Here is a 21,443-nt window from a genome sequence, read left to right on the forward strand (position 1 = left end):
AACCCAAGACTTCAGAATTTAGAGAACAAGAGAGAACAGGGACCATATGTCCAGCGAATCCTCCTTCGGCCTCATGCAGATCGGCCTCGCCACCGCGGAAGACATCCGTGGTTGGTCTTACGGCGAGGTTAAGAAGCCGGAAACCATCAACTACCGCACGCTCAAGCCCGAGAAGGACGGCCTCTTCTGCGAGAAGATCTTTGGCCCGTCCCGCGACTGGGAATGCTACTGCGGCAAGTACAAGCGTGTGCGCTTCAAGGGCATCATCTGCGAGCGGTGTGGCGTTGAGGTCACCCGTGCAAAGGTCCGCCGTGAGCGCATGGGCCACATCGAGCTGGCCGCCCCGGTCACGCACATCTGGTACTTCAAGGGTGTTCCGTCCCGCCTGGGCTACCTCCTTGACCTGGCACCGAAGGACCTCGAAAAGGTCATCTACTTCGCTGCCTACATGATCACCAGCGTCGACGCCGACAGCCGCCACGAGGAACTGCCCAACCTGCAGGTTGAGCACGACATCGAGAAGAAGCAGCTGATCGACAACCGTGACTCCGACATCGCCACGATCGCACGCGACCTCGAAAACGAGATCGCGCGCCTTGAGGGCGAAGGTGCCAAGGCTGCCGACAAGAAGAAGGCCCGCGACTCCGCGGACCGTCAGATGGCCAACGTGCGCAAGCGTGCCGACGCCGAGATCGAGCGCCTCGAGCAGGTCTGGGACCGTTTCAAGAACCTCAAGGTCGCTGACCTCGAAGGTGACGAAGGACTGTACCGCGAGCTGCGCGACCGCTACGGCATGTACTTCGAAGGCTCCATGGGTGCCGAAGCAATCAAGAAGCGTCTTGAGAGCTTTGACATGCAGGCCGAGTCGGACCTGCTGCGCGACATCATCGCCAACGGCAAGGGACAGCGCAAGACCCGCGCCCTGAAGCGCCTCAAGGTGGTCAACGCATTCCTGACCACCAACAACAGCCCGCTCGGCATGGTGCTGGACGCCGTCCCGGTCATCCCGCCGGAACTGCGCCCGATGGTCCAGCTGGACGGTGGCCGCTTTGCGACCTCCGACCTCAACGACCTCTACCGCCGCGTGATCAACCGCAACAACCGCCTCAAGCGGCTGCTTGATCTTGGTGCTCCGGAGATCATCGTCAACAACGAGAAGCGCATGCTTCAGGAAGCTGTTGACAGCCTCTTCGACAACGGCCGCCGCGGCCGTCCGGTCACCGGACCGGGCAACCGTCCGCTGAAGTCCCTGAGCGACATGCTCAAGGGCAAGCAGGGCCGTTTCCGCCAGAACCTCCTCGGCAAGCGCGTTGACTACTCCGGCCGTTCGGTCATCGTCGTCGGCCCGCAGCTGAAGCTGCACCAGTGTGGCCTGCCCAAGCAGATGGCGCTGGAGCTCTTCAAGCCGTTCGTGATGAAGCGCCTGGTTGACCTCAACCACGCGCAGAACATCAAGTCGGCCAAGCGTATGGTCGAGCGCTACCGTCCGCAGGTCTGGGACGTGCTCGAGGAAATCATCACCGAACACCCGGTGCTGCTGAACCGTGCACCTACCCTGCACCGGCTCGGCATCCAGGCGTTCGAGCCGCAGCTTGTTGAAGGCAAGGCAATCCAGCTTCACCCGCTGGTTTGTGGCGCCTTCAATGCTGACTTCGACGGCGACCAGATGGCAGTCCACCTGCCGCTGAGCCCCGAGGCCCAGGCTGAGGCACGCATCCTGATGCTGTCCTCGAACAACATCCTGAAGCCGTCCGACGGCCGCCCGGTCACACTGCCTTCGCAGGACATGATCATCGGTCTCTACCACCTGACCACCAAGCGTGTCGGTTCAGCTGGCGAAGGCCGCGTCTTCGGTTCGGTGTCGGAAGCCATCATGGCCTACGATCTCCACGAGCTGCACCTGAACTCCAAGGTCAGGATCCGGCTTGAAGGCTTTGTCCCTTACGCCGGCTGGGAGGCTCCGGAGGGCTGGGAGCCGGGTCAGACCGCGCTGGTTGAAACCTCGCTCGGCCAGGTTCTCTTCAACGAGACCCTGCCCGAGGACTACCCGTGGGTTGAGGACGTTGCGGACAAGGGCGAACTGTCCCGGATTGTCAACGACCTTGCCGAGCGTTACCCGAAGGTGGTTACTGCGGCAACGCTGGACAACCTGAAGGATGCCGGCTTCTACTGGGCAACCCGCTCAGGTGTCACCGTGGCCATCTCGGACATCGAGGTGCCCAAGGACAAGCCGGCAATCCTTGCCGGCTACGAGACCATGGCTGCCAAGATCCAGGGCCAGTACGACAAGGGCCTGATCGACGACGACGAGCGTCGCCAGGAACTGATCGAGATCTGGAACAAGGCAACCAATGAGATCGCCCAGGCGATGCGTGACAGCCTGTCGCCGATGAACACCATCAACCGCATGGTGTCCTCCGGTGCACGTGGTAACTGGATGCAGGTCCGCCAGATCGCGGGTATCCGTGGCCTGGTGGCCAACCCTAAGGGTGAGATCATCCCGCGTCCCATCAAGTCCTCCTACCGCGAGGGCCTTTCGGTGCTGGAATACTTCATCGCCACCCACGGTGCCCGTAAGGGTCTGGCTGACACCGCACTGCGTACCGCCAACTCGGGTTACCTGACCCGTCGTCTGGTGGACGTGTCCCAGGACGTCATCGTCCGCGAAGAGGACTGCGGCACTGAGCGCGGACTGGTGACGCCCATTGCCGTCGCTGACGCCAACGGTGAGCTTGCTCTGGACGAGAACGTCGAGAACAGCGCATACGCCCGTACGCTGGCTGTTGATGTTGTTGACTCCAAGGGCAACGTCCTTGCAGCCGGCGGCACCGACTGCGGCGACGTCGTGATCGCGGAGCTGTTCGCAGCCGGCATCACCGAGGTCAAGGTCCGCTCTGTACTCACGTGTGAGTCCAGCGTCGGCACCTGCGCCCTGTGCTACGGCCGTTCGCTGGCAACTGGCAAGACCGTGGACATCGGTGAGGCAGTGGGCATCATCGCCGCACAGTCCATCGGTGAGCCGGGCACCCAGCTGACCATGCGTACGTTCCACACCGGTGGTGCTGTTTCCGCCAGCGGCGGCGACGACATCACCCAGGGTCTGCCCCGTATCCAGGAGCTCTTCGAAGCCCGTACTCCGAAGGGTGTCGCACCGATTGCTGAAGCAGCCGGCCGCATCACCATTGAAGAGTCCGAGCGCCAGATGCGCCTGGTCATCACTCCGGATGACGGATCCGAAGAGATTGCCTACCCGGTGCTGCGCCGTTCACGCCTCCTCATTGAGGATGGCGAGCACGTCACAGTGGGCCAGAAGCTCATCAACGGTCCGGTGGATCCCAAGCAGGTTCTGCGCATCATGGGTCCCCGTGCCGCGCAGAAGTTCCTGGTGGACGAGGTCCAGGGCGTGTACCGCAGCCAGGGCATCGGTATCCACGACAAGCACGTCGAGGTTATCGTCCGCCAGATGCTGCGCCGCGTCACGGTCATCGAGTCCGGCGAATCGGATCTGCTGCCCGGTGAGCTCGCCGAGCGCAGCCGCTTCGAGGACGCCAACCGCCGTGTTGTGTCCGAGGGCAAGACTCCGGCTTCCGGACGTCCTGAGCTCATGGGCATCACCAAGGCCTCCCTGGCCACCGAGTCCTGGCTGTCCGCAGCTTCCTTCCAGGAGACCACCCGCGTCCTGACGCAGGCGGCCATGGAAGGCAAGAGCGATCCGCTGCTCGGCCTCAAGGAGAACGTCATCATCGGTAAGCTGATCCCGGCCGGCACGGGCCTCCCGCGCTACACCGAGGTCACCGTGGAGCCCACTGAGGAAGCGAAGGCCAACCTGTTTACCGGCCCCAGCGCTTTCAGTGACTTCTCGTACGACACGCTGGGCGGCGACGGAGCTCCTGAGTTCCACGCCATCCCGCTGGACGACTACGATCTCGGCAACGATTTCCGCTAACCGGCACGCATGGCGTCAGGCCCCGTCTCCACTTCGGTGGGGGCGGGGCCTTTCCCGTCCCCGGGTTGGCCCCGATTAAGGTCTGGGAGCCGTCCATGTTAGAGTGGATACCAATTGTTATTGTGGCAGTGGATGAGTGCGCCGGTTCCAGCTGAGAGGCTGAACCAGAGCGACGTTTCCGGTTTGCAGGGTTCTTGTGCAACGTATGCCACATTTTTGCATGCCTAGGGACCTTTGAAGACGCGAGTCAGGTCATTCCCTACGTATGTGATCCGACTATTAAGGCTTCGCCTCAGCTGCTCTGGAGACTTCTTCAAAGCCCGGGCGGCGAGGCAACGCAACAGGAGAGTGGCCGGAAGCGGCCACTCCGGATAAAACGGAGAACACGAGAGTGCCTACGATTAACCAGCTGGTCCGCAAGGGCCGCACGCCTAAGGTCAAAAAGACCAAGGCCCCCGCACTTGCCGGCAGCCCCATGCGCCGCGGTGTCTGCACCCGCGTCTACACCACCACCCCGAAGAAGCCGAACTCGGCTCTCCGTAAGGTGGCACGTGTGCGCCTCAACGGTGGCGTTGAAGTCACCGCCTACATCCCCGGTGTAGGCCACAACCTGCAGGAGCACTCCATTGTGCTCGTTCGCGGCGGTCGCGTGAAGGACCTTCCGGGTGTCCGCTACAAGATCGTCCGTGGCGCCCTCGATACCCAGGGTGTCAAGAACCGTAAGCAGGCCCGCAGCCGCTACGGCGCAAAGATGGAGAAGAAGTAATATGCCTCGCAAGGGTCCGGCCCCCAAGCGGCCGCTCGTACTAGATCCCGTTTACGGCTCCCCGCTGGTCACCCAGCTGATCAACAAGGTGCTGGTTGACGGCAAGAAGTCCACCGCAGAGCGCATCGTTTACGGTGCCCTCGAAGGCGCACGCGCCAAGTCCGGCGGCGATCCCGTTGCTGCCCTCAAGAAGGCCATGGAGAACGTCAAGCCTTCCCTCGAGGTGCGCTCACGCCGCGTCGGTGGCGCAACCTACCAGGTTCCGGTTGAGGTCAAGCCGGGCCGCTCCACCGCACTCGCACTGCGCTGGCTGGTCGGCTACTCCAAGGCCCGCCGCGAAAAGACCATGACCGAGCGCCTCCAGAACGAAATCCTGGATGCCTCCAACGGTCTCGGTGCCGCTGTGAAGCGCCGCGAAGACACGCACAAGATGGCCGAGTCCAACAAGGCCTTCGCACACTACCGCTGGTAATACTTCCCGGACGCCGCCGGCTCATACGAGCCGGCGGCGAACGTGCAGTCCATCCGAAAGGGAGACACCGTGGCACAGGACGTGCTTACAGACCTTAGTAAGGTCCGCAATATCGGCATCATGGCCCACATCGATGCCGGCAAGACCACCACCACCGAGCGCATTCTGTTCTACACAGGTGTGAACCACAAGATTGGCGAAACGCACGACGGCGCTTCGACCACCGACTGGATGGAACAGGAAAAGGAACGCGGCATCACCATCACGTCTGCCGCCGTGACCTGCTTCTGGGAAAACAACCAGATCAACATCATCGACACCCCCGGCCACGTGGACTTCACTGTTGAGGTTGAGCGCTCCCTGCGCGTCCTCGACGGCGCTGTTGCCGTGTTCGACGGCAAGGAAGGCGTGGAGCCGCAGTCCGAGACCGTTTGGCGTCAGGCTGACAAGTACAACGTTCCGCGTATCTGCTTCGTCAACAAGATGGACAAGCTGGGCGCTGACTTCTACTTCACCGTAGACACCATCATCAGCCGCCTGGGTGCCAAGCCGCTGGTCATGCAGCTCCCGATCGGCGCCGAGAACGACTTCATCGGCGTGGTAGACCTGCTCTACATGCGTGCACTGGTCTGGCCCGGCGACTCCAAGGGTGACGTCACCATGGGTGCCAAGTACGAGATCCAGGAGATCCCGGCTGACCTCAAGGAGAAGGCCGAAGAGTACCGCGCAAGCCTTATTGAGGCTGTTGCCGAGTCCTCCGAGGAACTCATGGAGAAGTACCTCGAAGGTGAAGAGATCTCCATCGACGAGCTCAAGGCCGGCATCCGCAAGATGACGATCAACTCTGAGCTCTACCCGGTGTTCTGCGGTTCCGCATTCAAGAACCGCGGCGTTCAGCCGATGCTGGATGCGGTCGTCGACTACCTGCCGAACCCGCTCGACGTCCCGCCGATGATCGGTCACGATCCCCGCGACGAAGAGAAGGAACTGACGCGTAAGCCGTCGTCCGAGGAGCCTTTCTCCGCTCTGGCGTTCAAGATTGCTACGCACCCGTTCTTCGGTCAGCTCACCTTCATCCGCGTGTACTCCGGTCACGTCGAAGCCGGTTCCCAGGTGGTCAACTCCACCAAGGGTAAGAAGGAGCGCATCGGCAAGCTGTTCCAGATGCACGCCAACAAGGAAATGCCCGTTGAAGGCGCAACCGCCGGCCACATCTACGCAGCTATCGGCCTGAAGGACACCACCACGGGCGACACCCTGTGTGACTCCAGCAACCAGATCGTCCTCGAATCCATGAGCTTCCCGGAGCCCGTGATTTCTGTTGCGATCGAACCGAACACCAAGGGTGACCAGGAGAAACTCTCCACGGCTATCCAGAAGCTCTCCGCTGAGGACCCCACCTTCCAGGTGTCCCTCAACGAGGACACCGGCCAGACCATCATCGCCGGCATGGGCGAGCTCCACCTGGACATCCTGGTGGACCGCATGCGCCGCGAGTTCAAGGTCGAGGCAAACGTTGGCAAGCCGCAGGTTGCTTACCGCGAAACCATCAAGCGTGCTGTGGAGCGTCATGACTACACGCACAAGAAGCAGACCGGTGGTTCGGGTCAGTTCGCAAAGATCCAGATCGCGATCGCGCCGCTGGACACATCCGAGGGCGAGCTGTACGAGTTCGAGAACAAGGTCACTGGTGGCCGCGTTCCGCGCGAATACATCCCGTCAGTGGACGCCGGTATCCAGGATGCACTGAACGACGGCGTCCTGGCCGGTTACCCCGTTGTCGGCATCAAGGCCACGCTGATTGATGGCGCGTACCACGATGTTGACTCCTCGGAAATGGCGTTCAAGATCGCCGGCCGGATGGCTTTCAAGGAAGCTGCACGCAAGGCGAACCCCATCCTGCTCGAACCGCTGATGGATGTTGAGGTCCGCACCCCTGAGGAATACATGGGTGAAGTTATCGGTGACCTCAACTCCCGCCGTGGCCAGATGCAGTCCATGGAAGATGCCCAGGGCGTTAAGGTCATCCGCGCGCACGTCCCGCTGTCCGGCATGTTCGGCTACATCGGTGACCTGCGCTCGAAGACCCAGGGCCGCGCTGTGTACTCCATGACGTTCCACAGCTACGCCGAGGTCCCGAAGGCGTTTGCCGACGAGATCATCCAGAAGAACCGCGGCGAATAGTCTTTTCGACATTCACTGCGAACAAACTCGGGTGCGCTTCCGCTCTAAGGAAGCACGCCTGGTGCAGGTGGCCGGGTCCCGGTCGGATGCAGTCCGGTCAAGCCGGGCCCCGGCCATCTGCACGAACAGGCTCTAGGGACTAGTATTAGTTCCTGAATCTGCAATTTCACCAATCCAAAGCCCCCCAAGTAGACTTACCTGAGTTTCTGCCGCGACAAGCGCGGTTGAAGGGTATGTCTTTTGAAAACGTTCTAGGAGGAACCTGTGGCAAAGGCAAAGTTCGAGCGGACTAAGCCGCACGTTAACATCGGCACCATTGGTCACGTTGACCACGGTAAGACGACGTTGACGGCCGCCATTTCCAAGGTGCTGTACGACAAGTACCCGACTCTCAACGAGCAGCGCGACTTCGCGTCTATTGACTCTGCTCCCGAAGAGCGTCAGCGCGGCATCACCATCAACATCTCCCACGTTGAGTACCAGACCGAGAAGCGCCACTACGCACACGTAGACGCTCCTGGTCACGCTGACTACATCAAGAACATGATCACCGGTGCTGCACAGATGGACGGTGCAATCCTCGTGGTTGCCGCCACTGACGGCCCGATGGCTCAGACCCGCGAGCACGTCCTGCTCGCCCGCCAGGTTGGCGTTCCCTACCTGCTGGTTGCTCTGAACAAGTCGGACATGGTTGACGACGAAGAGCTCCTGGACCTCGTTGAAATGGAAGTTCGTGAGCTGCTCAGCGCACAGGGCTTCGATGGCGACGACGCTCCGGTTGTTCGCGTTTCCGGCCTGAAGGCCCTCGAAGGCGACCCCGTTTGGGTCAAGTCCGTTGAGGACCTCATGGAGGCCGTGGACAACTCTGTTCCGGACCCCGTACGTGACCGTGACAAGCCGTTCCTGATGCCGATCGAAGACGTCTTCACGATCACCGGCCGTGGCACCGTTGTAACGGGCCGCGCCGAGCGTGGAACCCTCGCCATCAACTCCGAGGTCGAGATCGTCGGCATCCGCCCGGTCCAGAAGACCACGGTTACCGGTATCGAGATGTTCCACAAGCAGCTCGACGAAGCATGGGCCGGCGAAAACTGTGGCCTCCTGCTCCGCGGTCTGAAGCGCGATGACGTAGAGCGTGGCCAGGTTGTCGTCAAGCCGGGTTCCATCACCCCGCACACCGACTTCGAGGCCAACGTCTACATCCTCTCCAAGGACGAAGGCGGACGTCACAACCCGTTCTACTCCAACTACCGCCCGCAGTTCTACTTCCGCACCACGGACGTAACCGGCGTTATCACCCTGCCGGAAGGCACGGAAATGGTTATGCCTGGCGACAACACTGAGATGACCGTTGCGCTCATCCAGCCCATCGCCATGGAAGAGGGCCTCGGCTTCGCTATCCGCGAAGGCGGCCGCACCGTTGGTTCAGGACGCGTTACCAAGATCAACAAGTAAGTAGTTCTTGTTGACCTGTGTTTAGCTCTCCGATCGGAGGGCCGTCTGACGGCCTGACGTGAAGATTGGAACAGCCCCGCTGCTGGTGCAGCGGGGCTGTTCTTTGCTATGATTAATCCAATCATTGGATTAATTGCGCACATGCGCCTGCCCAGGGAGCAACCCATGAGGGACGAGTCGTACGAAGCGGGTTACCGCGCCGGTCACCTTCGAGGCTGGCTGGACGCGATGGCCAAGCACGAAGCATCCATACACGAAGCACCACAGGCCATGGCTGCCGGACCTGACCGCCAACCTGACCGTCCTGCGGCGGCCCCGCCGTCAGGCCGGTGGGCTACGCCGTCCCGTCCCGCTGACACCTCAATTCGCAATGCGGGCGCCCGTCTTGAGCCCCCCAACGGGACCGCTTCGCCAATGCCGCCGGCGTCGCCGAGGCGCGTGGAAACACCGGCAGAGCAGCGGGCGCGGCGTGAAAAACGCGACCGCCAGAACATCAATATCACCCTGTACGTGGCCAGCCTGCTGCTGGTGGCGGCTGCGGCTCTCTTCATCGGAACCAACCTTCCGCCGATGTTCCGCTTCGCCGGCGTCTGCGCGGTCACGGCCATTTTCTACGGTGCGGGGTTTGTCCTCCATGCCAAGGTGCCCCGGCTGAGGCCCGCAGCTGTTGCGTTCGCAGGAACAGGCCTTGCCATGGTTCCCGTGACGGGCCTTGCCCTCTACAACTTTGCGCTGCACCACGGCCCTGGCGCCTGGTTGATTACGTCGCTGATCGGTACCGCGGCATACGTCATGGCGGCCGTCCGCCTTGAGAGCCGCGTCCTGGTGTACCTTTCCCTTACCTTTGTTGCCTCCACGGCATGCTCCGGCGTATCCGTCCTGGGCGGTGCGCTTGTCTGGTATTTCGCGGCACTGATCGGCGTTGCCGTTCTGCTGAGTGTCCTTGCAATGGCGCGGCCGGGATGGCTGCCGCCGGTCTACGTCAGGCCGCTGATGGTCCTCCACCCGTTTGTGGTACCCGCCGTGGCCATAGCGGCCACCTGCGTGCCTCTGCTGCTGGACAAGGCCGAGTACGCGCTCATCATTGGCATGTGCGGAGCCTATTTTGCGCTAATGGCAGCTGCGCGAGGCAGGCTGCGGCTGGTCAACTTCTATGCCGCAAGGATCACCTTGACAGTGGCTGCCGCTGTGGAGATCTGGGATCTGACCGGACGTGGCCATCATGCCTTGTTGGCTGTGGCTTGTCTCTTGGCCATCCAGGCAATGACAGTGGCGTTCGTGCAGGCGCGGCTCGGTAACTGGTTTCCGGAACCCGGCCGGCGGACTGCGACGCCGCTCAAACCTGCCAATGCGCGGATGGACAGGGGCCGCTGGCCGTTGGATGCCTTGGTGACGTTCGGTGCCCAGCTGGCGGCCACCGTGGCGTTTGCCGGGCACGTGATCTTGGCCGAGTTCGACAGCTACGCCGGCGTGGAGGCGGGGAGTGCGGTCCCGTTGTGGGTCCCCGTCCTGCTGGCACTGGCCACCGGCATGGTGCTGGCCGGCACGCTAAAACGCCCGGCCGAATGGGCGCCGGCGGCCGCGTTGACCCTGGCCGGGCTTGTGGGCGTTTCCATGGGTGCCTGGCCCCTTGCAGGGATGCTGGTTCTGGCCTCGGCCTTCTGGGCGGTCCGCGGGATCCTGACGAGCAGCACGCTGCGGGGGCAGATGGTGCTGGCAGCCCGGGCCGCTATCACACTGGCCGTCCCTGTGACAGTGGCGGCCGTGGTTGATGATGGACCCGGACGGGCCGCCGCTGCGGCTTTCGGGGTGCTGGTGGCGCTGGTGTGCCAGCAAATGGTGTCGGCAATCCTGCAACGCTCCGCGGTACGAACTTTGGCGCCGGAGGCCAGCCTCGGGGCCTTCGGTGCCGGGGGAGCGGTCACCCTGATCGTGCTGCCGTTCGTGGACACAGCCCCGGACAGCGGACTGACCGGACCGGCGGTCCTCATCCAGCTGCTCGCTGCGTTGGCGATCGGCTGGCTGCTGGTACCCCGTCCGGCCACGGAGCGGGACTGGCACGCCACAGTTTGGGAGGCCCTGCCGCTGGGGCTCTCAGCGGTGGCTGTGGCAGTCGCGTTCCAGGAGGTGTCGCAAGGCGCTGGAAACGGGGCGTTGCTGCTCGTGGCGGGCTACCTGTTTGCCACCGCACGCCGCTTGCGTGTACGCCAGCACCGTTGGACTTACTGGTGGCTGGGCCGGGGGACAGCCACGGTGCTGGTTCTTACTGCGTTTGATCAGCTGCAGCAGGACAGCGGACAGATTGTCATCGCGGGTGAGGTGCTTTATCCTGCCACGGTACTGATCAGTACGTTGGCGCTTCAGCTTGTTTTCCCCCTTCTGGCGGCTGCCCGCCGGCGCGCTCCGCGGTGGATCCTTGCGGATGCGGGCGCTGTGCTGCTGTTGCAATTGAGCGGCTGCGCAATCCTGGCGCCGCTTGAAGCCGCCGCCTGGCAAGGAACGTACGCCGCCGTCGTTGTGGCCCTGGGTGCGGCCGCCGCGGGATACTTTCTTCGGGCCGAGGCCGGCTCAGAATGGTTCGCGCCGGTGGCCTTCGGTGCCTTGCTTGTCTTCACCGACGGGGAGCTGGCCGAGGTTGAACTGCTGCTGGCCGTCTTCGCTGTCTTCTGCGCGGTGATGGTGGTTGCCGCGCCGCAGTCCGTCCGCAAGGGGTGGTATTTCGTGGCGGCCCGGGTGTTGACGGCAGGCTTGGCCGTGGTGCTCAGCTACGACGTCACCACTTCTCCGACGGCTGTTTCGGTGACCTTCGCCTTCGTCCTTGCTGCCCAGCATGCAGTCCGTTGGGCCATGAGGTCACGGCTGGCCGAAGTTCCCTTCCAGCAGGCGGCAGTCTGGATCACGCTGGCGGGACAGGCGTTACTGCCGCTGGTCTACGTACTGCAGCCTGCTTCTTCTCGTGTTCTGGAACCGGACGACGACGGCGGCCGCTGGGTTGTTCTTCTGGAACTCTTCCTGCTGCTCGTCTCAGCAGTTGTCGCCAGAAAGTTCTTCACTGCCCGGGGAGCCCTTTACTTCAGTGTTTACGCCGCACTCTTCGGGGTGCTTTCGCTGGGTCCGCTCTTCAGCTTCGGTGGAAGTTTCCTGGCCGCGCCGGTGCTGGACAATACAGGGACGGCAGCAGTGCTGCTTACCGTCGCACTGGCCGCTGTCGCCGCCGGTGCGCTGCTGCGCGAACAGAATGTTCCCGTGCGGGGCATCGACCATTGGCTGTGGCTGGGCATCGCAACGTCCTTCAGCCTTGCCGGCCTGCTTGTGTCGCCTTGGGCGGCAGACTGGGTGCTGGGCGCGGCGGTGCTGGTCCTTTCGGCGGTGTGCTTTACAGCCTCGCATGTGGAGGGCCAGCCGCTCCTCTATCCGCCGGCAGCAGCGGCAGGCCTGGCAGGCTCCATCGCCTTGGCTGAGGCGGCGTTCCAAGACATCCCCGGCGTTTGGGACGGTTTCCTGCCGTGGCTGGTCGGTGCCGGACTTGCTGCAGCTGCCCTGTACTCGTTGCGGGTTTACCGGCGTCAGCAGCTGCAGGACGACCCCCTGCGCCGATGGTCCTTGGCCGGGGCTGCCTTCCTGGGCCTCTGCCTCGTCGCTTTGGCAGGGGTGGCGCACGATGAGACGTCATGGTTGGCCGCCGCGGTGCTGGCTGCCGCCGTCGTCATCCCCTTTCGCGAAGTGCCGCCACGGGCGCGGAGGATTGCAGGGGAGCTCGGCGCCCTTGCGCTGACAGCGGCTGTCCAGCGTGCCGCCATCTTTAATCTGGACGGGGAATACGGCTACGACTACCCGATGTCCGACGGCATGCCTGATCCCTTCTGGGTGCTCCAGTGGTACGTGCTTTTGGCAGCCGGCCTCGGCGCGCTGCGGTACGCGTCCGGCCATCAGCTGGCCGGCAGGCTCAGGGTGGGGGCGGGGGCGGGCCTGCTCTCCTTGAGTGGTCTGGGCGTGGTCTTCGGAGGCACCGACGGCCAGCAGCTGTGGGTGCTGGTACTTCTTGCCGGACTCCTGCTGGTGGGCCTCGGCCTGGGGGACAGGCTGTTTGTCTGGTGGGGCGCTGCCGGAGTGGCCCTCTGCATTCTGTGGGCGATACGGCAGTACACGTTTGCGCTGCTGGCGCTCATCGCCGTCGGGCTGATTGTGTTCGCGGTGTGGCGGCTGAACCGCGGTACCGCAACAGAAATGCCGGATGCCCACTCCACCCCTGATGGGCCCGCCCCTGACGGTTCTTGGCCTGATGGCTCTGAGACCGGCACTTCAGGACCGGACCAGCCGGTGTCCCATCAGCCGATGTCCCACCAGCCCGGCGGCGCAGACCCGTTCAGCCGGCCCTGATACTGTTGCCAGCATCGAGAGGAGTTCATCATGGAATGGCTTATTTTTCTGATTGTTGTGGTTGCCGTGGTTGCCGGAGTGTTCTGGGCCAAGAAGCATTTCCGCAACGAAATCGACCGCGCCAAGCGCATCAAACGCGCAAACAAGAACCAGTAGCCGGCAGGAACGCCTGACTGTTGGTCCTACTCGGCGGACGTCTTCCGTGCCCGGCTGAGCGCCTGGTACCAGTAGAAAGACTCCTTGGGTGTCCGCTCCAGGGTGTCGAAGTCAACGTGGACCAGGCCGAAGCGCTGTGAGTAGCCTGCCGCCCATTCAAAATTGTCCAGCAAGGTCCAGACGTAATAGCCACGCAGGTCAACGTCGTGGGCAATGCCGCCCGGGGCTGTTGCGTCCAGGGCGTGGCCCAGATGGCCCGCGATAAAGTCGATCCGCTTTTGATCCTGGATAGGGCCAGTCACATGATCGGGTTCAGGGAAGCTGGCGCCGCTTTCTGTGATGTACAGCGGCGGCAGGGAGTCCCGGTAGCGGTCCTTCAGTTCCCGCAACAGGATGCCCAGGTGTTCCGGGGCCACCGGCCAGCCGAACCCGGTGGTGCTGTACTCGGGGAAGGACACCTGGTGGAACGGGACCCGGACCATGGCTTCCGCAGGTCCTGTGGGGCTTTCGGCCGGCCCCCTGCCCGCGGCAACTCTCGTGGGGTAATAGTAATTTACTCCGTAGAAGTCCAGGGGCTGATGGATGGTGAGCAGATCGGCATCGGAGATCTTGCCGAAGGCGCGGAACCACGGCCTGGCGATCAGCGGCGGGCGAGGGTAGCGGCCCAGGAGGATCGGGTCAGCGTAGATCCGGTTAAGCATCAGGTCGAATACTGTCGCAATGAGCTTGTCGGCCAGCCGTCCCGTTGCCGGCCGGACCGGGGAGTGCAGGTTGGTCACGCCGACCCCGCCCGTGACTGCTTCAGCGCGCAGCGCTTGGACAGCCAGTCCATGGGCGAGCAGCTGGTGGTGAACGGCGGGTAAGGAATTGAAAAGCAGGTCCTGTCCGGGAGCGTGGACGCCCAGCGCATAGCCGTTCAGCACCACCGAGGCCGGTTCATTGAGGGTGACCCATTGCGCCACGCGGTCGCCGAAGCGCCGGCCGGCCACGGCAGAGTACTCTGCGAAGCGTTCAGCCGTGGCCCGGTTCATCCACCCGCCTCCATGCTCCAAGGGGAGCGGTGTATCCCAGTGGTAGAGGGTGGCCATGGGGGAGATGCCAGCTTCGAGGAGCTGGTCGATCAGGCGGTCATAGAAGTCCAGGCCCTGTTCATTGAAAGCCCCGCGGCCGTCAGGCTGGATCCGCGGCCAGGAGATGGAAAAGCGGTAGGAATCCACCCCAAGCTCACGCATGAGCGCTACGTCTTCGGGGGAGCGGTTGTAGTGGTCGCAGGCCACGGCAGGTGAGTGTCCATCCACGATGCTGCCGGGCTTCTCTGCGAAGGCATCCCAGCCGGAGGGCCCGCGGCCGTCCGCGGCCAGGGCACCTTCAATCTGGAATGCGGCTGACGCAACGCCCAAGGTAAACGAGGGCGGCAGGCGGCCGGCGAGTTCCCGCACGGAAACAGCATTCTCCACCGTCATGTCCCTATCATCCATTCGGACGTTGCTGAAGGCAATGACCCAGGACGCACCTGCCGCACCCGGCTGATTCGCTTCTGTGGATAATATCCGGCATACTAGATGAGTTGTTCAAGCGCTTCTTCGTGTCCCGATCCGGATAATGCCGGGTGTCAGGGTCCAAGTGGAAGACCAAACATAACCCACTCCCCATGGAACTGCGGATTTGTATGCGTGCAAAGCGCGACACGCCCGACCGCGGGGGTCGGTTACGCCGGCAAGGTGAGGAACCCGGATTCATCCGGATTCAGTTTGTGCGGCGGGTGGTAGTTCAGACTTCAAATGCTTCGGCAGCCACACAACGAGAAGTAAACAGGGCAGCCCTAATCAGGGGAAGCACAGACTGAAAGAGAGTCAGGCGACATGGCGGGACAAAAAATCCGCATCCGGCTGAAGTCATACGACCACGAGGTCATTGACGTTTCAGCACGGAAGATCGTTGAGACGGTCACGCGCGCAGGCGCAACGGTAGTGGGCCCAGTGCCGCTGCCTACGGAGAAGAACATTTACTGCGTAATCCGCTCTCCGCACAAGTACAAGGACAGCCGCGAGCACTTTGAAATGCGCACGCACAAGCGTCTTATCGACATCATCGATCCCACGCCCAAGGCTGTTGACTCGCTTATGCGTCTCGACCTGCCGGCCGACGTGAACATCGAAATCAAGCTGTAGGGAGGTGCTGAGAGACTATGACCGCAACCCGTAACGTAAAGGGCCTGCTGGGCACGAAGCTCGGCATGACCCAGGTCTGGGACGAGAACAACAAGCTCATCCCCGTCACTGTGGTCCAGGCAGATTCGAACGTAATCACCCAGCTGCGCAACGCAGACACTGATGGCTACGTAGCTGTTCAGATCGGCTACGGCCAGATCGATCCCCGCAAGGTCACCAAGCCGCTGGCTGGTCACTTTGAAAAGGCAGGCGTCACGCCTCGCCGCCACGTCGTCGAACTGCGCACTGCAGATGCTGACTCTTACGAGCTGGGCCAGGAGCTGTCTGTTGAGCTCTTTGAAGCCGGCCAGAAGATCGACGTTATTGGCACCACCAAGGGTAAGGGCTTCGCCGGTGTTATGAAGCGTCACGGCTTCCACGGCGTTGGAGCTTCCCACGGTGCCCACAAGAACCACCGTAAGCCCGGTTCAATCGGTGGCGCATCCACCCCGAGCCGCGTCTTCAAGGGCATGAAAATGGCCGGCCGCATGGGCGCCGTTCGTCACACCACGCTGAACCTCACCGTTCACGCGGTTGATGTCGAGAAGTCGCTGCTCCTGATCAAGGGTGCCGTTCCCGGCGCCCGCGGCCAGGTCGTACTCGTACGCACTGCCGTGAAGGGAGCCTAGTTAAATGACTAGCACTGTCAAGGTTGACCTGCCTGCAGAGATCTTCGACGTCCAGACCAACGTGCCGCTGCTGCACCAGGTCGTCGTTGCCCAGCTCGCTGCTGCTCGCCAGGGTACCCACAAGACCAAGACCCGCGCCGAGGTTTCAGGTGCAGGACGCAAGCCGTTCAAGCAGAAGGGCACCGGCCGCGCCCGTCAGGGTTCAATCCGTGCTCCTCACATGACCGGTGGTGGAGTTGTCCACGGTCCCACACCGCGTGACTACAGCCAGCGCACCCCCAAGAAGATGATTGCTGCTGCACTGCGCGGCGCACTCTCTGACCGGGCACGCAACGGCCGCATCCACGTTGTTGCGGAACTGGTGGAGGGCACCAAGCCGTCCGTCAAGAACGCACTGGCAACCCTGCGCGGAGTTTCCGAGCGCAAGAACCTGCTGGTTGTCATCGAGCGCGCCAACGATGTTGCAGCACTGTCCGTGCGCAACCTCGCCGGTGTTCACGTTCTGTACGCAGACCAGCTGAACACCTACGACGTTCTCGTCTCTGACGACGTTGTCTTCACCAAGGCTGCCTACGAAGCATTCGTTGCCGACAAGGCAGTGGCAAAGAACGAGGAGAATGCCAAGTGAGTGCAGCCACCATCAAAGACCCGCGCGACGTCGTGCTTGCACCCGTCGTATCGGAAAAGAGCTACGGCCTGATCGATGAGGGCAAGTACACCTTCCTGGTGGACCCCCGCTCGAACAAGACCGAGATCAAGCTGGCCGTGGAGAAGATTTTCTCCGTCAAGGTCGAATCGATCAACACCATCAACCGTGCCGGTAAGCGCAAGCGCACCAAATTCGGATGGGGTACCCGCAAGAACACCAAGCGTGCGATTGTCACCCTCAAAGAAGGCACTATCGACATCTTCGGCGGTCCGCTCGCGTAGCGGAGACCACTTTAACGAGGAAATAAATCATGGGAATCCGTAAGTACAAGCCGACTACCCCGGGCCGTCGTGGCTCGAGCGTAGCGGACTTCACCGAAATCACGCGGTCGACGCCGGAAAAGTCGTTGGTACGTCCGCTGCCCAAAAAGGGCGGCCGTAACAACTCCGGTAAGATCACAACCCGTCACAAGGGTGGTGGACACAAGCGCCAGTACCGTCTGATCGACTTCCGTCGCCACGACAAAGACGGCGTTGACGCCCGCGTTGCCGAAATTGAGTACGATCCGAACCGCACGGCTCGCATCGCCCTCCTGCACTACGTTGATGGCACCAAGCGTTACATCATCGCCCCGAACAAGCTGTCCCAGGGTGACTTCGTAGAGGCAGGTGCCAACGCTGACATCAAGCCTGGCAACAACCTGCCCCTGCGCAACATCCCGGTAGGTACCGTTGTCCACGCAGTTGAACTGCGTCCGGGCGGCGGCGCCAAGATGGGCCGCTCCGCCGGCGCATCGATCCAGCTCGTAGCCAAGGAAGGCCGTTTCGCCCAGCTGCGTCTGCCTTCTGGCGAAATCCGCAACGTTGACGTGCGCTGCCGCGCAACCGTCGGCGAGGTCGGCAACGCCGAGCAGTCCAATATCAACTGGGGTAAGGCCGGCCGCATGCGCTGGAAGGGCGTCCGCCCGACCGTCCGTGGTGTCGCGATGAACCCGGTTGACCACCCGCACGGTGGTGGCGAGGGTAAGACGTCCGGTGGACGTCACCCCGTCAACCCGAACGGTAAGCGGGAAGGCCGCACCCGCCGACCCAACAAAGAGAGCGACAAGCTTATTGTTCGTCGCCGTCGTACTGGCAAGAACAAGCGATAGGAGCCTGGACACATGCCACGCAGCCTGAAAAAAGGTCCTTTCGTTGACCAGCACCTCTTTGTAAAGGTAGCCAGGGAAAACGAAAAGGGCACCAAGAACGTCATCAAGACCTGGTCACGCCGTTCGATGATCATCCCCGACATGCTCGGGCACACGATCGCCGTTCACGACGGACGCAAGCACATTCCGGTGTTTGTCACCGAGTCGATGGTCGGGCACAAGCTCGGCGAATTCGCTCCCACGCGGACATTCCGCGGCCATGTCAAGGACGACCGTAAGGGCAAGCGCCGCTAGGCGCCTGCACTTACGTCAAAGACGAGAGAAGGAAAGCAATGGAAGCCAAGGCAATTGCGCGTCACATCCGCGTAACGCCTATGAAGGCCCGGCGCGTCGTCAACCTTGTTCGTGGTAAGCAAGCGAATGAGGCTCTGGCAATTCTGAAGTTTGCCCCACAGGCAGCTTCAGAGCCGGTATTCAAGGTAGTTCAGTCGGCAATCTCCAACGCCCGGGTCCTCGCGGACCGCGACGGCGTGGCGTTTGACGAAGGTGACCTCATCATCAGCGAAGCGTTTGTTGATGAAGGCCCGACCATGAAGCGGTTCCAGCCGCGTGCCCAGGGTCGTGCATTTCAGATCAAGAAGCGCACCAGCCACATCACCGTGGTAGTCGCTACCCCGGAGAAAGAGGAGGCTCGCTAAGTGGGACAGAAAGTAAACCCGCACGGGTTCCGACTCGGCATCACCACCGATCACGTATCGCACTGGTTCGCTGACAGCACCAAGGCCGGACAGCGGTACAAGGACTTCGTTCGCGAAGACATCCGTATCCGCCAGCTCATGTCTGTTGGCATGGAGCGCGCCGGTATCGCCAAGGTTGAGATCGAGCGCACCCGTGACCGTGTACGCGTGGATATCCACACGGCACGTCCCGGCATCGTTATCGGCCGCCGCGGAGCAGAAGCAGACCGCATCCGCGGCGAGCTCGAAAAGCTTACGGGCAAGCAGGTCCAGCTGAACATCCTCGAGGTCAAGAACCCCGAGATGGAAGCACAGCTTGTTGCCCAGGGCGTTGCTGAGCAGCTGACTTCCCGCGTGGCGTTCCGCCGTGCGATGAAGAAGGCCATGCAGTCCGCACAGCGTGCAGGTGCCAAGGGCATCCGTATCGCCTGCTCCGGTCGACTGGGCGGCGCTGAAATGTCCCGCTCGGAGTTCTACCGCGAAGGCCGTGTGCCCCTGCACACCCTCCGCGCGAACATCGACTATGGCTTCTACGAGGCCAAGACCACCTTCGGCCGCATCGGCGTGAAGGTCTGGATCTACAAGGGTGACGTCACTGCCAAGGAACTGGCTCAGCAGGCAGCTGCTGCTCCGTCCCGTGGCCGCGGCGCCAGTGACCGTCCGGGCCGCCCGGGTGGCGCTGACCGTGGTGACCGCCGCCGTCGTCCCGACCGTCCGGCCGCCGAAGCAGCTCCTGCTGCCGAAGCTCCGGCTGTTGAGGCTGCACCTGCTGCAGTAGAAGGAGGACAGGCTTAAATGCTTATCCCACGTCGAGTCAAGCACCGTAAGCAGCACCACCCGGGTCGTTCCGGCGCTGCCACGGGCGGCACCAAGGTCTCCTTCGGTGAGTACGGCATCCAGGCTCTGAGCCCGGCATACGTAACCAACCGTCAGATCGAGTCTGCACGTATCGCGATGACCCGCCACATCAAGCGTGGCGGTAAGGTCTGGATCAACATCTACCCGGACCGTCCCCTCACGAAGAAGCCTGCCGAAACCCGCATGGGTTCCGGTAAGGGTTCGCCGGAATGGTGGGTCGCTAACGTCAAGCCGGGCCGGGTTCTCTTTGAGATCTCCGGCGTCGAAGAATCGGTAGCTCGCGAGGCACTGCGCCTGGCAATCCACAAGCTCCCGTTGAAGGCACGCATTTTGCGTCGCGAAGGTGGTGAATAGAAATGGCAGTAGGATCCAAGGAACTTGCATCCGCACAGCTGGACACGTTCGACAACGAGCGCCTCGTTGAAGAACTCCGTAAGGCTAAGGAAGAGCTGTTCAACCTGCGTTTCCAGTCCGCCACCGGTCAGCTGGAGAACCACGGTCGTCTGCGCGCGGTAAAGAAGGACATCGCACGCATCTACACCGTTCTCCGTGAGCGCGAACTGGGCATTCGTGCCGAGGTTGCCGCACCGGTTGTGGAAGCCAAGGAAGAAAAGAAGTCCAAGAAGTCAACAACCAAAAAGGCCGAGAAGGCTGAAACGGTTGAGACCGAGGAGGACGCCAAGTGAGTGAAAAGGACGAGAACGTGACGGAAACTGTTTCTGCTGCGGAAGCTACGGCTGAGCAGCGCGGTTACCGTAAGACGCGTCGCGGCTACGTGGTCTCTGACAAGATGGAAAAAACCATCGTTGTCCAGGTTGAAGACCGCGTGAAGCACGCTCTGTACGGCAAGGTCATCCGCCGCACCTCGAAGGTCAAGGCACACGACGAAGAGAACACCGCCGGCATCGGCGACCTCGTTGTCATCGCTGAGACCCGCCCGCTGTCCGCCACCAAGAACTGGCGGCTTGTGGAGATCCTCGAGAAGGCCAAATAACACCTGCAGCATCGCCTTCCGGGGCACTGCGCCGGAAACCCCTGTTCCCTTTGGGAGCGGGGGTTTCCGCGTTTCCGGGGCAGCTGACGCGAACTGGCAGCAAATACCCTCAAATTCGCCGTGAGAGGTCATTAGCTGCCAGTTCGCGCTGTTGTGGAACGGACGACGGCGGCGGCCTGGTTTTGCGGGGGGAGCGCCGACTTTGTGATATGGGGGCTGGGCCGAACTGTGCTAGGATATTGAGTTTGTATGGCGCCGTTCGTGCGCTGTCATCTACCTCGTAAACAATCGTGCCACGGCATAGTGCCCCCTCGCGCTCCAGCACCGTCTGGATCGGCCTGGGAAGCAAATGTTTTTGGCACGGGCGTTTAGGCCTGGTCTGGCAAAATCCAGGCAGGTCAAGAGACACCCCGATCAACCGTTCCGCAAGGCTCATTCCGTAGGAAGATTTTCGGTCTGAGAACCAGCGCGACGCAAGGAGTAAATAGTGATTCAGCAGGAGTCGCGACTCAAGGTCGCCGACAACACGGGTGCTAAGGAAATCCTTACCATTCGCGTTCTCGGTGGATCTGGCCGTCGCTACGCAGGCATTGGCGACGTCATCGTCGCTACCGTCAAGGACGCAATCCCGGGCGGCAACGTAAAGAAGGGTGATGTTGTCAAGGCAGTCATCGTCCGTACCAAGAAGGAACGCCGCCGTGCGGATGGTTCCTACATCAAGTTTGACGAGAACGCAGCTGTGATCCTGAAGGCAGACGGTGACCCCCGCGGTACCCGTATCTTCGGACCGGTTGGTCGTGAACTCCGTGACAAGAAGTTCATGAAGATCGTTTCTCTGGCTCCGGAGGTGCTCTAGT

At 62.1% G+C, this 21,443-nt stretch carries 20 protein-coding genes; 19 read left to right on the forward strand and 1 reads right to left on the reverse strand.

The annotated features are described in order from the left end of the window. The first annotated feature begins 46 nt into the window (after positions 1-46). The 7 genes from QFZ30_RS04355 (at position 47) to QFZ30_RS04385 (ending at position 13,359) form a co-directional block, all read left to right on the forward strand. Positions 47-3,946 carry a DNA-directed RNA polymerase subunit beta' gene (locus tag QFZ30_RS04355; protein ID WP_307073834.1) on the forward strand — a complete coding sequence of 1,300 codons (3,900 nt, stop codon included), beginning with the start codon at positions 47-49 and terminating at the stop codon, positions 3,944-3,946. 391 nt (positions 3,947-4,337) lie between these two features. Continuing rightward, positions 4,338-4,712: a 30S ribosomal protein S12 gene (gene rpsL, locus QFZ30_RS04360; RefSeq protein WP_307073836.1), complete on the forward strand. Its 375-nt coding sequence runs from the start codon at positions 4,338-4,340 to the stop codon at positions 4,710-4,712. 1 nt (position 4,713) lies between these two features. Beyond that, complete coding sequence (gene rpsG, locus QFZ30_RS04365) at positions 4,714-5,184, forward strand: 30S ribosomal protein S7 (protein ID WP_011692813.1); 471 nt, start codon at positions 4,714-4,716, stop codon at positions 5,182-5,184. A 69-nt stretch (positions 5,185-5,253) separates the two neighbouring features. After that, the gene (fusA, locus tag QFZ30_RS04370) at positions 5,254-7,368 is read left to right on the forward strand and encodes an elongation factor G (RefSeq protein WP_307073837.1); all 2,115 of its coding nucleotides are present in this window, start codon (positions 5,254-5,256) and stop codon (positions 7,366-7,368) included. 264 nt (positions 7,369-7,632) lie between these two features. After that, entirely contained in the window at positions 7,633-8,823 is a 1,191-nt protein-coding gene (gene tuf, locus QFZ30_RS04375; RefSeq protein WP_307073839.1) for an elongation factor Tu, read from the forward strand. Between the two features lie 165 nt (positions 8,824-8,988). After that, on the forward strand, positions 8,989-13,203 hold the full coding sequence (locus QFZ30_RS04380) for a hypothetical protein (protein WP_307073841.1): 4,215 nt from the start codon (positions 8,989-8,991) through the stop codon (positions 13,201-13,203). A 30-nt stretch (positions 13,204-13,233) separates the two neighbouring features. Beyond that, positions 13,234-13,359 carry a hypothetical protein gene (locus QFZ30_RS04385; protein ID WP_307073843.1) on the forward strand — a complete coding sequence of 42 codons (126 nt, stop codon included), beginning with the start codon at positions 13,234-13,236 and terminating at the stop codon, positions 13,357-13,359. A gap of 26 nt (positions 13,360-13,385) precedes the next feature. Here QFZ30_RS04385 and QFZ30_RS04390 read toward each other — a convergent pair whose 3' ends face one another. Further along, positions 13,386-14,822 (reverse strand): GH1 family beta-glucosidase, encoded by a 1,437-nt coding sequence (locus tag QFZ30_RS04390; protein ID WP_307073846.1) that lies wholly within the window; start codon positions 14,820-14,822, stop codon positions 13,386-13,388. Between the two features lie 399 nt (positions 14,823-15,221). Here QFZ30_RS04390 and rpsJ point away from each other — a divergent pair, with 399 nt between their 5' ends. From rpsJ to rplN, 12 genes are all read left to right on the forward strand, one after another. Next, positions 15,222-15,530, forward strand: a complete 309-nt coding sequence (rpsJ, locus tag QFZ30_RS04395; RefSeq protein ID WP_038464699.1) for a 30S ribosomal protein S10 — start codon at positions 15,222-15,224, stop codon at positions 15,528-15,530. 17 nt (positions 15,531-15,547) lie between these two features. After that, positions 15,548-16,198: a 50S ribosomal protein L3 gene (rplC, locus tag QFZ30_RS04400; RefSeq protein WP_104136690.1), complete on the forward strand. Its 651-nt coding sequence runs from the start codon at positions 15,548-15,550 to the stop codon at positions 16,196-16,198. A 4-nt stretch (positions 16,199-16,202) separates the two neighbouring features. Further along, the gene (gene rplD / locus QFZ30_RS04405; protein WP_307073847.1) at positions 16,203-16,826 is read left to right on the forward strand and encodes a 50S ribosomal protein L4; all 624 of its coding nucleotides are present in this window, start codon (positions 16,203-16,205) and stop codon (positions 16,824-16,826) included. Then, positions 16,823-17,128, forward strand: coding sequence for a 50S ribosomal protein L23 (rplW, locus tag QFZ30_RS04410; protein WP_011692807.1), 306 nt, complete (start codon positions 16,823-16,825; stop codon positions 17,126-17,128). The genes rplD and rplW overlap by 4 nt, the downstream gene beginning before the upstream one ends. 29 nt (positions 17,129-17,157) lie before the next feature. Beyond that, positions 17,158-17,997 carry a 50S ribosomal protein L2 gene (rplB, locus tag QFZ30_RS04415; protein ID WP_307073850.1) on the forward strand — a complete coding sequence of 280 codons (840 nt, stop codon included), beginning with the start codon at positions 17,158-17,160 and terminating at the stop codon, positions 17,995-17,997. 12 nt (positions 17,998-18,009) lie between these two features. Then, complete coding sequence (gene rpsS, locus QFZ30_RS04420; protein ID WP_003803803.1) at positions 18,010-18,291, forward strand: 30S ribosomal protein S19; 282 nt, start codon at positions 18,010-18,012, stop codon at positions 18,289-18,291. Positions 18,292-18,329: 38 nt separating this feature from the next. Further along, complete coding sequence (gene rplV, locus QFZ30_RS04425; RefSeq protein WP_003803798.1) at positions 18,330-18,695, forward strand: 50S ribosomal protein L22; 366 nt, start codon at positions 18,330-18,332, stop codon at positions 18,693-18,695. Continuing rightward, positions 18,696-19,529: a 30S ribosomal protein S3 gene (rpsC, locus tag QFZ30_RS04430; protein WP_307073851.1), complete on the forward strand. Its 834-nt coding sequence runs from the start codon at positions 18,696-18,698 to the stop codon at positions 19,527-19,529. Then, positions 19,530-19,946, forward strand: a complete 417-nt coding sequence (gene rplP, locus QFZ30_RS04435; protein WP_013601829.1) for a 50S ribosomal protein L16 — start codon at positions 19,530-19,532, stop codon at positions 19,944-19,946. Between the two features lie 2 nt (positions 19,947-19,948). Next, on the forward strand, positions 19,949-20,278 hold the full coding sequence (gene rpmC / locus QFZ30_RS04440) for a 50S ribosomal protein L29 (RefSeq protein ID WP_307073853.1): 330 nt from the start codon (positions 19,949-19,951) through the stop codon (positions 20,276-20,278). Next, the gene (rpsQ, locus tag QFZ30_RS04445) at positions 20,275-20,586 is read left to right on the forward strand and encodes a 30S ribosomal protein S17 (protein ID WP_307073855.1); all 312 of its coding nucleotides are present in this window, start codon (positions 20,275-20,277) and stop codon (positions 20,584-20,586) included. Before rpmC ends, rpsQ begins: the two co-directional genes overlap by 4 nt. 487 nt (positions 20,587-21,073) lie before the next feature. Beyond that, complete coding sequence (gene rplN, locus QFZ30_RS04450; protein ID WP_024366126.1) at positions 21,074-21,442, forward strand: 50S ribosomal protein L14; 369 nt, start codon at positions 21,074-21,076, stop codon at positions 21,440-21,442. The last annotated feature ends 1 nt before the right edge of the window (position 21,443 follow it).

The organism is Arthrobacter pascens (assembly GCF_030815585.1).
Lineage (GTDB): Bacteria > Actinomycetota > Actinomycetes > Actinomycetales > Micrococcaceae > Arthrobacter > Arthrobacter pascens_A.

What these genes read in the sequence shown, in the direction of transcription:
- QFZ30_RS04355 (WP_307073834.1), top strand. Translation starts at nt 47, where the DNA reads ATGTCCAGCGAATCCTCCTTCGGCCTCATGCAGATCGGCCTCGCCACC.
- rpsG (WP_011692813.1), top strand. Translation starts at nt 4,714, where the DNA reads ATGCCTCGCAAGGGTCCGGCCCCCAAGCGGCCGCTCGTACTAGATCCC.
- QFZ30_RS04380 (WP_307073841.1), top strand. Translation starts at nt 8,989, where the DNA reads ATGAGGGACGAGTCGTACGAAGCGGGTTACCGCGCCGGTCACCTTCGA.
- QFZ30_RS04385 (WP_307073843.1), top strand. Translation starts at nt 13,234, where the DNA reads ATGGAATGGCTTATTTTTCTGATTGTTGTGGTTGCCGTGGTTGCCGGA.
- QFZ30_RS04390 (WP_307073846.1), bottom strand. Translation starts at nt 14,822, where the DNA reads ATGACGGTGGAGAATGCTGTTTCCGTGCGGGAACTCGCCGGCCGCCTG.
- rpsJ (WP_038464699.1), top strand. Translation starts at nt 15,222, where the DNA reads ATGGCGGGACAAAAAATCCGCATCCGGCTGAAGTCATACGACCACGAG.
- rplC (WP_104136690.1), top strand. Translation starts at nt 15,548, where the DNA reads ATGACCGCAACCCGTAACGTAAAGGGCCTGCTGGGCACGAAGCTCGGC.
- rplD (WP_307073847.1), top strand. Translation starts at nt 16,203, where the DNA reads ATGACTAGCACTGTCAAGGTTGACCTGCCTGCAGAGATCTTCGACGTC.
- rplB (WP_307073850.1), top strand. Translation starts at nt 17,158, where the DNA reads ATGGGAATCCGTAAGTACAAGCCGACTACCCCGGGCCGTCGTGGCTCG.
- rpsS (WP_003803803.1), top strand. Translation starts at nt 18,010, where the DNA reads ATGCCACGCAGCCTGAAAAAAGGTCCTTTCGTTGACCAGCACCTCTTT.
- rplV (WP_003803798.1), top strand. Translation starts at nt 18,330, where the DNA reads ATGGAAGCCAAGGCAATTGCGCGTCACATCCGCGTAACGCCTATGAAG.
- rplP (WP_013601829.1), top strand. Translation starts at nt 19,530, where the DNA reads ATGCTTATCCCACGTCGAGTCAAGCACCGTAAGCAGCACCACCCGGGT.
- rpmC (WP_307073853.1), top strand. Translation starts at nt 19,949, where the DNA reads ATGGCAGTAGGATCCAAGGAACTTGCATCCGCACAGCTGGACACGTTC.